This is a genomic window from Nocardioides albus, from assembly GCF_014648255.1.
Classification (GTDB): Bacteria; Actinomycetota; Actinomycetes; order Propionibacteriales; family Nocardioidaceae; genus Nocardioides; species Nocardioides albus.
On sequence record NZ_BMQT01000018.1, the window covers coordinates 34,537 to 47,634 of the forward strand.

At 66.9% G+C, this 13,098-nt stretch carries 5 protein-coding genes; all 5 read right to left on the reverse strand.

From position 1 onward, the window contains the following. Positions 1-70 precede the first annotated feature (70 nt). Complete coding sequence (locus IEY84_RS26165; protein WP_183551974.1) at positions 71-8,554, reverse strand: DUF5979 domain-containing protein; 8,484 nt, start codon at positions 8,552-8,554, stop codon at positions 71-73. A 758-nt stretch (positions 8,555-9,312) separates the two neighbouring features. Next, complete coding sequence (locus IEY84_RS26170) at positions 9,313-10,122, reverse strand: hypothetical protein (RefSeq protein WP_183551977.1); 810 nt, start codon at positions 10,120-10,122, stop codon at positions 9,313-9,315. Positions 10,123-10,437: 315 nt separating this feature from the next. Next, positions 10,438-11,586, reverse strand: a complete 1,149-nt coding sequence (locus tag IEY84_RS26175) for a hypothetical protein (protein WP_221209290.1) — start codon at positions 11,584-11,586, stop codon at positions 10,438-10,440. Then, entirely contained in the window at positions 11,583-12,320 is a 738-nt protein-coding gene (locus tag IEY84_RS26180) for a hypothetical protein (protein WP_183551983.1), read from the reverse strand. Before IEY84_RS26180 ends, IEY84_RS26175 begins: the two co-directional genes overlap by 4 nt. A gap of 430 nt (positions 12,321-12,750) precedes the next feature. Beyond that, on the reverse strand, positions 12,751-13,098 hold a 348-nt coding region (locus IEY84_RS26185; RefSeq protein WP_229789032.1), incomplete at its 5' end, for a hypothetical protein.

Here is a 13,098-nt window from a genome sequence, read left to right on the forward strand (position 1 = left end):
TCCCTGGTGCAGGGAGAGCACGGGGCTCCTGGCGTTTCAGACTGTCACCGGATGACAGACGTGGTGGCGGTCAGCTCCCTTCGTGGCGTCGCTTGCGCCCGGCTGCGAGGAACACGCCGCCCGACAGCAGCAGCGCCAGGCCGATCAGCGCCGCGACCATGAGCCACGCACCCGAACCGGTGTCCGGCAGGACTCCCGAGCTCGAGTCGTCCTGGTCACCGTCATCACTCGGACCCGAGGGCGGGAACTCGTTGACCACGTCGAGCGTGACCTGGTCGCCGTTTCCGACCGTCACCACACCGACCGTCGGGTCACCGGCGTTCGGGGTGATGGTGGTGGACTCGGCCCCGCCGTCGTCGGTCTCCTCGAGGGTGCACTCGGCGCCCGCCGGAAGATCCTCGTACGTCGTGGTCATCGACCCGCTCTTCAGCGTGCGGGTCGCGCCGCCCGGGATGTCCACGTCGGTGGCCGTGCCGTCGACGTCGTAGGTGCAGGCGAGCTCGACCTCGTACGGACCCTCCCCGGGGCCGTTCACCGTCTTCTCGACCTTCACCGAACCGGTGTCGAACGTGTTGGTGACGGTGAACTCCATCGACTCACCGGTGGGCTCGTCCCGGTTCCGCACCGGCTTCACGGTGAACTCGCTGACCTCGTTGCCGTCGGCGTCGGTGATGACCGAGCTGTTGGCACCGCCGGTCTGGGTCTCCTCGATGGTGCAGTGCGAGTCGACCAGCAGCGGGTCGTAGGTCGCCGTGTAGTCGTTGTCGGCCGACAGCTCCCTCGTCTCACCGCCCGGGGTGTTGAGCGGCTGCTCCTTGCCGTTGACGTCGGTATAGGTGCACTTCACCGTGACCTCGAACGGACCGGCCCCGTACAGCTCGGCTCCCGGCCCCACCATCGACTTCTTCACGGTGGCCTTGCCCGCGCCGAAGAAATTGGTCACCACGACGCGCTTGACCTCCGGCTCGTGGTTCTCGTCGGCGGAGATGGTCACCGTCCCAGGCGTGACGACGTGGCCATTGGCGGCGCCGTCGTCGGTCTCCTCGACCGTGCACTCCGCCCCTGCCGCGATGTTGTTGATCCGGTAGTCCATCACGTCGTTGTCGACGTTGTCCTCGTCCGGCAGCACGATCTCGTCGTCCTGGTAGACGACCGTGCCGTCGGGGTGCGAGGCATCGGTCAGGGTGCAGGTCACCGAGAAGGTGAACGGGCCCTGGCTGATCGGGTAGTCCCGGACCTGCTCCGGCACGAACTTGCGCAGGTGCAGCGAGCCGACGTCGTAGCGGTTGTCGACGTCGACCTCGACCACGTCGCCGTCACCGACCGTCACCGGCTGCTTCGGGGAGATGGTCACCCCGGTGGCGTCGGCCGAGTCCGGTTCGGTGACGGTGCACTGCGACCCGGTCGGCAGGCCGGTGTACGTCACCGTCTCGCCGGCCTCGATGGTCTCCGTCATCGGGTTCTCCTCGTAGCCGTCGGCCACGACGGGGCGCCCGTTGAAGGTGCAGCTCGTCGCGATCTCGAACGGGCCGTACGAGATCGGCTCGCCGTCCTGGTCGACGGCGTCCGTCGTGACCGACTTGGTGACCGCGAGGTCACCGGTGGCGAAGGTGTTGGTCGCGGTCACCGTCACCGGCTCGGCGTTGTCGTCGCCGACCGTCGCCGGGATTCCGTCGATGGTGTGGCTGGTGGCCCCACCGTCACCGGGCTCGGTGACCTCGCAGTCCGCTCCGGTCGGCAGGTTCTCGATGAGGTAGTCCATCTGGTCGTTGTCGACGTTGTCGTCACGCGGCAGCACGACGCGGTTGTCATAGACCTGCTCGCCGTCGGGACGCGAGGCGTCGGTCAGGGTGCAGGTGATCCGGAACCGGAACGGTCCGTCGGCCAGCTCCGGGTTGTTCTCCAGCGCGTCGCCGGTCGACTCCTTGACCAGCTCGAGCGAGCCGACGTCGTAGGAGTTGGTCACCGTCACGACCTGGGTCGGCTCGTCGGCGTCGCCGATGATGACCGCCTCCGGCGAGACGCTGGTCTCGACCGCATCCGCTGTGCCGGTCTCTTCGGTGACGCACTCCGCGCCGACCGGGAGACCGCTGATCGCCCAGCTCTCACCCGCATCGATCGTCTGGGTCATCGGACTCGCGTCGAAGCCGTCACCCCAGACCTGGCGTCCTTCGAAGGTGCAGGTCACCTGCATCTCGAAGGGGCCGTACGAGATCGGGTTGCCGTCCTGGTCGACCGCGTCGGAGTCGACCTGCTTGGTCACCGCCATCCCACCGGTCAGGAAGGTGTTCGTGGCGGTCACCTGGGCCGGCTCGGCCGGGTCGGTGCCGATGGTGACCTGGTTGGGGTCGACCGTGTGGCCGGTGGCCCCACCGTTGTCGGTCTCCTCGATCACACATTCGGCGCCGCTGGGGAGGTTGTCGACCTGGTAGTCCATCTGCTCGTTGTCGACGTTGTCGTCGTCGGGCAGCGTGATGGACCGGTCGTAGACGACCTCACCGTCGGGTCGGGTCGGGTCCGTGAGCCGGCAGGTCACCTGGAACTCGAACGGTCCGTCAGCAAGGTCGGGGTCGTTCTCCAGAGCCTCGCCGGTGACCTCCTTCAGGAGGCGCAGAGATCCGGTCTCGTAGACGTTCTCGACCTCGACCTCGACCGGATTTGTGTCCGGGTCCTCACGGGACCCGATGGTCACCTGGGCACCCGGGGTGTCCGGGTCCTCGTCCGGGGTGATGTTGACCTCGGCCGCGCCCGCGTTGTTTCTCTCGGTGATGGTGCAGACCGCCCCGGTGGGGAGGTCTTCGATCGCGATGGTCTCGCCGTCCTCGATCCGGAACGGTACGGCGCGGACCACCTCGCCGTCGTACCGGCAGATCACCTCGACGCTGAACGGGCCGTAGGTGAGCGGGTCGCCGTTGGCGTCGACCGCGTCGGAGGTGACCGCCTTCGTGACCTCGAGGTCGCCGAGGGTGAACTCGTTCTCGACCGTGATCAGACCGATCTCGTCCTCCGGACCGCCGACGGTGGCGGTGCCGATGGTCTGGTCGTACTGGCCTTGGTCCGCCTCGGTGGCGGTGCACTCCGAGCCCCAGGGCAGACCGTCGACCTGGACCGGATCAGCACCGGGAGTCAGGGTGATCGGGTTGACGCCGCTCAGATCCATGGGTTCGGTCTGACCGGGCACCGTGCAGGTCAGGTTGACCGTGAAGGTGTCCGGCGCGTACTCCGCACCCTCGCCCGACACGATCTTCTCCAGCTGGATCGGGCCGGTCGGGTAGGTCACGCCGACCTTGCGGCCCTCCGTGGGCAGGACGGTGTCACGGGTGCCGTTGTCGTTGGAGACACCGCCGGTGGCGACCGTGTTCCAGGCCACCGGGTAACCGACCTGGGCCTGGTTCTGCGGCGTGGTGCGGGTCTTGTACTGCAGCGTCACCGTCTCGCCCGGGTCGAAGAGGTTCGGGTCCTCGAACGTGACGACCGTCTTGATGCTCTTGACCTGCGAGGGGTCGACACTGTCGTCGTACGGCAGCCACGCGCCCTCCGGGCACGGGTCGCCGTCCAACGGGCTCAGATCGGCGGTGCAGGGCTCGTAGGTGTTGGCGTAGTAGGTGGTCAGGGTCGCCGAGTTGCCGCTGTCGTCGACCAGCTCCAGCTGGTTGGCCCAGGTCGGGGTCCACTCCGAGTTGCGGGGCAGATCCACGATCACGCCGTTGTCGCCCACATGCGGGAGCACGTCGACCGAGACCAGCTCGTCCAGCGGCAGGGTGCCGGAGTTCGTGATGGTGTAGCGCCAGGTCTCGGTGTCACCCGGGTAGGTGTTCGGCACACAGGCACCACGGTAGAAGCCGTCCTCGTCGGCCTGGTCGTCGCAGTAGTCGTCCGGAAGGTCGGAGCCCTCGGGAAGCGCACGGCGGTCGAGGTAGATCTCCGGGATCCCCTCTTCCTCGACCGGTACGTCGGCCTTGACCTTCTTCATCGTGCTCAAGGCGGCCACGCGAACCGGGGAGACGCTCGTCTCGTCCCAGCACTCGCCCGTCTCGGCATCGTAGTTGGGCGAGCAGCTCTCCGGGTCGAACGGCTCGTCGGCGATGATCTTGTCGGTGTTGGTGACCACGTCGTCGGGTGTCAGCCCGGGCCGCAGCATCAGCTCGATCGTGATCGTGTACGTCTGACCGGGCTCCAGCACGGTGCCGTCGGGCATCGCGAAGGTGATCGTGTCACCGTCCTCGGTGATGGTGATCTGGTCCTCGTCGGTCGGCAGCGGCTGACCGTTCGGCGGCTCCGGCGCCGCACCGCTCAGCGCGAAGCTGTAGGGCGAGGAGCCAGGGGCCGCGTCCGGGTCGAAGATCAGCTGGTTGCCCTCGGCATCCGAGGGCAGCACGTCGGTGAAGACCGGGTTGGTCAGCGCGGCTTCACCGGTGTTGGTGTAGGTCAGCTTGAACGGGATGACCTCACCGGGCTGCACCTGGCCGGCCGGGGTCTTGTCGACCTCGACGCCCACGGTGAGGTGCTCATAGGTGTAGGTCGCGTCTGCGCTGTCATCGGCCTCGAGCCGGTTGTTGAGCCCGATCAGCACCGTGGTGCCGTGGACGTCGACGGTGTCGGTGAAGACACCGGCCTCGGTCTCGCCGGGGGCGGCCTCCTGGTCGGAGCGGGTCGACGGCACCGGGCCGCCGCTGCGCAGCTCGTCGCGGCGTACGACCTGGAAGGGCACCTGGATGTTCGGGTGGGTCGGGTTGACCCAACCGTCCTCGCTGCCGGCCATGAACTGGAACCGCAGGCCGTGGATCTCACCGGCGGGCGCAGCGGCGAGGAAGTCCTTCGCCTGCTGCAGGGTGAGTTCGTCGTCGTCGAACGGCGGGCCGCCGCCCGGGATCTCCTGGCAGGTCCAGGTGCCGCCGACGCCACCCTCGTCACCGGCCAGGCCGGTCGCGACGGTTGCGTCAGTGAACGTGCCACCGGTCAGGTAGCAGGCCTGGACGTGCTCGACCGGTTCAGGAAGGGTCCACGACGGGTCCATCTGGACGAAGTCCATCGCGTTCCAGAAGGTCGGGTCGTCATCCTCCTGGGACTCGATGTAGGGCCGCGCCGAGCCACTGCTCTGACTGCCGATCGTGACCTTGACCGGGGAGCTGTCGCCCTCCTTCTGGGAGGCGGGCTCGATCTTCTTGGTGGCCTCGATGTCGTACGTCGCGTCTGCGATCTCGATGGTCGCGGTGCCCTGGTCGCAGGCGTAGCGGTCGCCCTGACCCGGAGGGCACGTCTGGATCGCGTCGACGTCGGCCACGACGCCCTGCGCGGTGTTCGCGACCGGCGAGTCCTCCGGCGTGATCGGCTCGCCCGTGGCGCGGTTCTCGCGCCGGATCTGCATGTCGAGGGCGAGCACACCGGTGCCCGCACTGGCGATCCGGCCGTCGAAGAGCACCTGCACACCGGAGACATCGCACGGCATCGTGTCGAGCGTGAGCGCGAGCGCCTCGTCCCGGGTGTATTCGCTGGTGCTGCCGTCCGGGCAGGTCAGGGTGACCGTGGTGTTCTCGGTGCCTTCAGGCTCGGTGATCGCGTTGATCTTGTAGAGCCGGAAGTAGTCGAACGGGTCCTGCTCGGTCGTCGATCCCGGGGCCGGGTCGGTGATCTGCAGCTGGTCGACCTTCGCCGGGGTGGTGTTCTCCGTGGTCACCGTCATCCGGCTGAGGGGATAGTCCTCCTGCGGCGTCCCTGGACCAGGGACCGAGATCGGGCCGCCTTCCCAGGTCTTGTCCGTCGTGGTGGTGATCGGCGCGTCGTTGATCACCACGTCGTCGAAGTCGGTGTCGGTGACCGGGTCACCGTCAGCCGGGAAGCCGGTGGCGTTGGCGGTGTTGCGCACCACGCCGGGGTCCGGACGGTTGTAGTCGTCGACGGCGAGTGCAGGCGATCCGTCGGAGCGCTTGGTGTCGCGCACCTGCCAGACCAGGGTGAGCGCACGGTCGTCGTCGATCGAGCGGGCCACGCCCGACCCGACCGGCGGGGCGTCGAGATCGCCCTCGATCCTGTCGGCGCGGGTGGGGCTCTCGGCGTAGATCAGCTTGACCGCGAGCGTCGACTCCTGCTCGTCGGCAGTGAGATCCATCCCGGGGAACGTGCCGTCACAGGCGTCCGGGCACGGGTTGTTGGCGGCCGAGGTCCAGGTGGTGCCGTCCCACAGCTGCACGTCGGTGATCTGGTCGTAGACCATGTAGGGATCGGTCTCCGGCGTGATCGGCTGGATCCTGATCAGGTTGAACGCGTCGTAGACGCTGTCGGCGACCGCGGTCCCTTCCGGGTCGTCGATGTCGGTCAGCTCCACGGTCTCGAAGCCGGAGTAGCCACCGGTCGACCAGTTCAGGGTCGAGGGGATGGTGTCGCCGGAGCGCTCGAAGACGGTCTTGTCACCGCCCGAGCTGGACTGACCGAACTCCTTGTTCATCAGATCGGCGGTGCCGGGGTCGGTCGGGATCAGCTCGACCTCGGGGCAGTCCTCCGGATCCATCTTCGTCTCGCCGCTGGGAACCCCGTCGGTCGACGCGGTGGCGTTGGTCTGGGCGCAGTTGGGAATGAAGGTGTGGTCGGCGTCGGTGGGCTCGGCGTAGGCCGGGTCCTCGTAGCGACCGTCGCCCTGGGGACGCAGGGTGGCGGTGAAGTTCGGCTCTACGTCGGTGCCGGGCGCGAAGCCGTCGCCGTCGCCGGTGTAGTCGTAGACGAACCGGACGCCACCGGCGACCTCGGAGACGTCAGCGGGGACGTCGGCGGAGTAGACGGTCGGTCCTGCGATCGGGCCGTCCAGGACGACCCACTCCCCGGTGGTGGTGTCGTAGTACTCAACGGTCAGGGTCGCGTCGGCCGGGACCGGGGTCTGCGCGATCGTGTCCAGGTCGAAGGCGTTCCAGAAGACGTTCCCCTCGACCGGGGCCATCGGGTCCTGGACCACGATCTGGCTGGCGTCGCCGGTGGTGCCGGTGGTCGTCTCGGGCGGGTTGGGCCGCTCGGTGGTGCCGCCCTGCAGGCTGATGGTGACGACGTTGCCCGGGTAGGCGAGGATCTCGCTCGGCCGGATCTGCTTGTTGACGTACGGCTCGATGACCTCGTCGTAGATGTAGAGGTCGTCATCGGCGGTGGCATTGCCCTTGGCGCCATCGTTGTCGCCCTCGACGGCGACCTCGTTGTTCACGGTCTTCGGCAGTCCAGTGGCGTCCGCATCGGTGTCGACGTCGAACGACGCAGAGGTCTCGGCGCCCGGCTCGATGTCACCCTCGAAGACGATCTGGAAGGACGTCACCGACTCCGCACCGCCGGTCGGTGGTGCCGGCGTGCCTCCGTCGACGAACGGGACCTCTTCGCCGGAGGGCTGGTAGACGACCTTGCCCGACGTGGCACCGGCCGGGTAGGCGATGCCGGCGGTGAAGCCGCCGAAGGTGTAGTCCTCGGGGAAGGAGCCGGTGGAGGGCTCGGTGATGGTCAACGAGTCGATCGCGATGGCGGAGTCGTTGCTGCCGCCGATGGTGACGGTGCTGGACTGGCCGGCGACGACGACGCTCGGGTCGAACGCTTTCGTCGCGCCGACGGTGATCGTGTTGGCCCGCAGGGTGAAGTCGGCATCCGCGTTGGCGGTGGCGTTCTCGCCGTCGCGGGTCACCGTGGTCTGGATCTCGTTGTTGACGACCGTGTCCTCGGAGACCCCGGCCGCCTCCTCGGTGGTCTCCAGGTTCAGGTCGACGGCCGCAGTCGCGTCAGCCGGGATGTCACCGGTGAAGGTGACCCGGGTCCCCTGGACAGCGGTGAGGTCGACGCCAGGACAAGCGGGGGTGGTGCACTCCACCCAGGCGCCGTCGACATACACCTCGTACGTCGTGCCGGTCGCGCCCTCGGGCGGAGTGACCGTGCCGAAGCCGGTGAAACCGAGGTAGGTGAACGGGTTGGGTGTGGCGGTCGGGTCGGTGGGGTCTTGGATGACGAGCGTCTCGACCGCGCCGTTGGTCTCGTTGGTGCCGCCGAGATTGGCCGTCACGGGGGTGCCCTCGGCAGCGAGCGCGGAGGTCGGCTCGAAGCTCTTGGTGGCGCTGGTGGCCAGCTCCAGCGGGATCGCGAGGGTGACGTCGACCGAGTCGGACACGTCGTTCGCGTTGGTCGCCTCGGCCGTGGCCTCGTTGGTCAGCGTGGCGCCGTCCCACTGGTCGTGGTTGATGTCCTCCGGCACCTGGACGGTGATCTGCACTTCGCTGGTGGTGTTGTTGACCATACCCTCGCCGCCGGCGTCGAGCGGCTCGGTCCAGTCGACCCGGACGTTCTGCCCGTCGACCACCGGATCGGCGTGACTGTTCGGTCCGGAGGGCGTGACCTGCTGCACCACGAGCGGCTCCGGGATCACGTCGGTGGTGATCGCGTCGCTACAGTCCACACCGACATCGATGGCCGAGCAGCCCACCTGGATGGTGTAGACGATCGTGTCTCCCGGACCGTACGGCCCCGGACTGTCCACACTCTTGGTGATGTCCAGCTGAGCGTTCGGGTTCTGCGGGTTCGGAAGCTCGTCCGCCATGGCTGGCACTGCGACCACCCCGACGGTCAGAAGCCCCGCGACCAGCCCTGCTAGCCAGCCGCGAACCCCCAGAAAATGGCTCAACCATCGGCGAAACATATACATCCCCCTGCATCGTGGCGCCGACACATGCAATCCAGATCACACGCATCCAGAACGCGAAGATACCCCAAGAAGGGGACGTTGTGCGGTACGCAAAGCAGAGGGAATTCGTCCCTTCATCCCGCGAGAAGTCACCCGCGGGACTCGATCGCCCCGAAAATCGCGTCCGGCCCCTGTCAGCATTTGCGCTGATCAGGGGCCGGTCTGTCGGAGCCGCCTGTCGGAATCGAACCGACGACCTTCTCATTACGAGGGCATGTCGGCCCAGCATCATGCGCTTACAAACGGTGTCAGACGTTGCATCTGTTGCACCACATTCCGCCCTCGGGGGGAATCCGGGGGGAACGCATCGACCAGGCGAGCAGGTTCACCCAATCGATTCCCGTAGGGGCCTGATGGCTGGGTCATCGTCGATCGCTCTGGGGCTGGGCGCTGCCCCAGTGGTTCCTGCCGGTGCGCACCTTCGACACCGGCGTCTCGATCTCGCTGGACGATTGGTCGTGCTGCGACACGTGCAAGAGCCTGCTGGAGAAGGACCGCTGGACCGCGCTGCTGCGACGGGTCAAGACACCGAGGAGAAGACTCTCGATGAGTTCTGAGATCCCCGAGCGCCGCATCTGCGCCGTCTGCGCCCGGGCTCGACCCGCTGGTCCGAACTACTCACTTGGATCGTCCGGGATGGGCTCGTCCTGCACCAGGCTGAGACCGTTGCGTCGGAGGATCCGGGCGGCACGCACTGTCTGCATGGTCTGGGCATCACGGTCAAGTTGCACCCGCGCGAAGACTTCCGCGTCGTCGCTGGACCCGCTGCCGCTGGTGTACCTCAACTCGCGGGCAATGCTCTCTTGACTCTCGGACGCATCCCCTTGAAAGTCCCCCAGACGGCGCTTCTTCCACGCCTCGTTCTCCTCCGCAGCGATCGAGGCTTCGAGTTGAGACCGGAGCATCTCGGTACGACCCTGATGCCAACCGGCCGCAAGGCTGGGCAGCCAAGCACCGATGTTCTGGGGGTTCTTCAGCGCCGCGATCAAGGCCGTAATTACCACCCCTCCGGTCAGGTACGGGACCGACTGGATGACGAGGTCTACGACCATCGGTGACTGCTTCGAGAGTCGAGGCACCGTGGGAGTGGCCCACTGAGGCGGCCTGCTCTGGGAGCGCGGCCAGACGAACACCTGATCCTGAGGGACGCGCCGTAAGTGAGGGAACAGGCTCATCCGGGTGCTGGCGCTGAGCCTGGTCTGCTGGAGGGTCTCCCGAGGACTCCAGTTACTTGGATCCTCGAAGTACCTCCGCGACAGCGGCACGCCCGCGTCGTACGCCGAGAGCCAGGTGACGGCTTCGCAGAGCCTCTGGGCCTGATGCAATGTGTCGATGACCTCATCGATGCCGAGGTCGTCTCCGGCGTCCTCGAAGGTCAGCCGGAGTCGGTTCCGGAGTTCGACTTCGCCTTCTGTGGTGGTCATGGCTGTGGAGCGTAGTTCCGAGGCATCCCCCGCGCACCTGGTTGATCGAAAGTCAGACCGCCGACTCCCCCCGAATCGGGTACCCCCGCAATTCGATAATCCAGCAGATCAAAATTCAAGCCCCTCACGCTCGCGACCCCTCGATCGGACGGTCCAGGACACTGCGCCCTCGATCCGCGCGAGCCGTCTGGGTCTGAGGCCGCACTGCGATCGAGCGGGCGCGATCCGATGCGGACGCCGGTTAGGACCTGCGTGCTCACGCCATGGTGAGTGCGCGGCACATCGGACCTGGCGCGCTTCGTCCCGCTCCGCCGCTCAGTCGCCTGCCGCCCCGTCCGCTACGAACGCCGCGGCTTCGTCGCGCATATCCTTCAGTACCTCGAAGTTGCTCAGCACGACGTCGGGGTCATAGCCGTGAGGCATCTTCAGCCGGGACATCCGCTCGAGCAGTTCCCCGTCGGCCAGATGGTTCAGCCACGCCGCGATCTGCTCGACATTCGGGGAGTCGTCCATCTGGCCGAGCGTGTCGACCATGTCGATTCGGATCGAGGCCGCGCTTAAGCGCTGCTGGTGCCGCTCGGCTGCTGACGTGGTTGACCCCGCCGAGAGCGCGCGACGCTCGTCGACGTGCCCGCTGGCGATGTCGTAGCGTGTCGGAAGTTCGGGTCTGGGCGGCTCCATGCCCGTAATCAGGCGCGGCACCGCTTGGGTGCGGACCCATTGCGAGATCTCGTTGAGCTCGTGCATGAGAACCGGCCACTGGTCCGTATCGGGCCGGTTGATGCCGACCGTCGGGAAGAGCGTGACCGGCACCTGCGTGCCGAGCGGAGTCTCCGCGATGACATCCCCGACCCGCAGCGGGGCCTCGGGCTGCGGCGCGAGGCCGCTGACCGAGCGTGGCATCTGGTCGTCGTTGTACATGGCGGCGATGCGGACCGCGGTGACCGCTGGAGTCCGATGCTTCGAATGATTCGTGTGGAGCGCCAGGCGAGCCAACGGGTGGTTCTCAGCGTCCTTCCGGTTGAAGGGCTGGAGCCCTTCGATCCGCTTCACCAGGTCGCTGCCGGGTTGCAGCGAGGCAGGGCCATTCTTCACGCGCTCCTTCACCCAGGAATCGAAGTGCTCGGCCTTGAGGGCCGCCGGTATCGCCACGAGGCGCGCTGCCTTCTTGTCCAGGGATCCGTCGCGGAACTCGACCTCTGCGAACAGAGCATGCTCGAGTGCCGCGCGGAGCGCGACCAGCGCATCGGCGACGAGCAGCGGGAGCTTGCGTGGCACTGGGGCGACGTGCGTCACGACAGTCCGCGTGTTGGGGAACGCGAACTGCTCCTCGAGCCCGAAAGTTCCATCGGGCTGCGTCTGGTAGGCGAAGAGCACGTCGGATACCTGACCGATCACCTCATCCGCATGCGACAAGGTCGCGGCTACACCGAGTTGGTGATCGGGCAGCCAGCGGTGGCTCACCTGACGACCTCTGTCGAGCCGCCCGCCCGCCACAGTTCATCGAGCACCAAGTAGCCGAAATTGCTTAGTCGCCAGTGAGCGCCGAGGCGCTCTTCGTCCCCCGGTCTGCCGTCCTCCTCAGATAGGACCGCAACGTCCTCAGCATGAAGTAGTCCGAGTCGCTCGAGACGTGCGAGGAGGGCCGAGATCGAAGCGCCATACTCGGCATTAAGCTTCTTGACCTGTTGCCAGTCCAGGGTGCGCCCCACGAAGACCGGTTCATCGATGCTGTCATCGATGTCTGCGAAGCGCGAGAGCACAACTAGGTGAGGGCGATCCACCTCGCTGAGGGCGTCCACGATCAGTTGCCAATGATCGAGTTCGGCGTCATCTGATGCGCCGATGCCGTTCGCAAGTGCTCGGCCAAGGGCGACAATCCTGGCCGAATACCGGCTGCGCACCGCCGCGTCAGCGGCGGTGTATCCAAGATGCATCCGAACCTCCTCGCTCTCGGCCCTGTCCAGCAAGTCAAGCGGATCGACATTCGCCTCGCGCGCCGCAATCGTCCACATCGCCGCTGCCCGCAACCCCTGGGAAGACAGCTCCTTCTGTGCCAGTTTGACCATGCGCGCGACGACCGGCGTCAGAGCTCCTGCTGCAGCGCCAGCAGGGCCGCCAAACGCAAGACCGATCGCGCCCCCAGCAATCGAGTCGGGCCCGACACCTTCGAATGGCCTCTCCAGCTCAGAGTTCACGTCTACCTGCCTCCTTTTCGCCGGCCCTGCTCGATGCCTCTATCCACCGACCGTCGGGGCTCGACGAGACGATGCGTCCATCGTTCTGCGCGCATGAGTCGTCTCGATCGCGGATCCCAAGTTTCAGGTACGCCTCACGGCCGACGACGGCGGCGGCCGACTGTCAGCTACACGGATGTGCGCGGCATTGACCCACGACTGCGTAACGTGAGTTTTCGGACCGTGGCCGGTGGAGTAGGTCGATGCGTACACGACCCATCCCTCCCACTCGTCCCGGTGGCTCTTACGCCACATCAGCAAGACGCCCGGGCTGGAGTGGTAGCCCCACGCGCCAGTCACGTCAACCCAGACGTGTGTCGGTGTCGCCTCCTGTGATGTCTCGGGACATCAGTGACAGTTCCGTATCAGGACATCGGTGACGGTTGGTGTGTCAGGACTTTGGTGACGGTTCGGGGTTGTTGGGGCGTGGTCCGCGGGGTCTGCCGTTGCCGACGTAGGTCACTTCGGGGGCTGGTCGGGTGTGCTCGATGAGGATCTCGCCTTGTAGGTCGGCGACGGTGATCTTGTCGCCGGTCGCGTCGCCGTCGGTGATGACCAAGACGTGTTGGAAGCCGTGCTGTCCGCCGACCATGTAGGTGACCCGCCCCAGTTTCAGGGCGCCGTTGCTGGCCAGCTTCTTCACGCTGGTGCCGGGAGGCAGGTCCTCGGGTATTGGTGGTGTCGCTGGTGCCGGCATGGCGTGGTGACTGTGTCGGGGGACGGGGTGGCTCAGGACGGG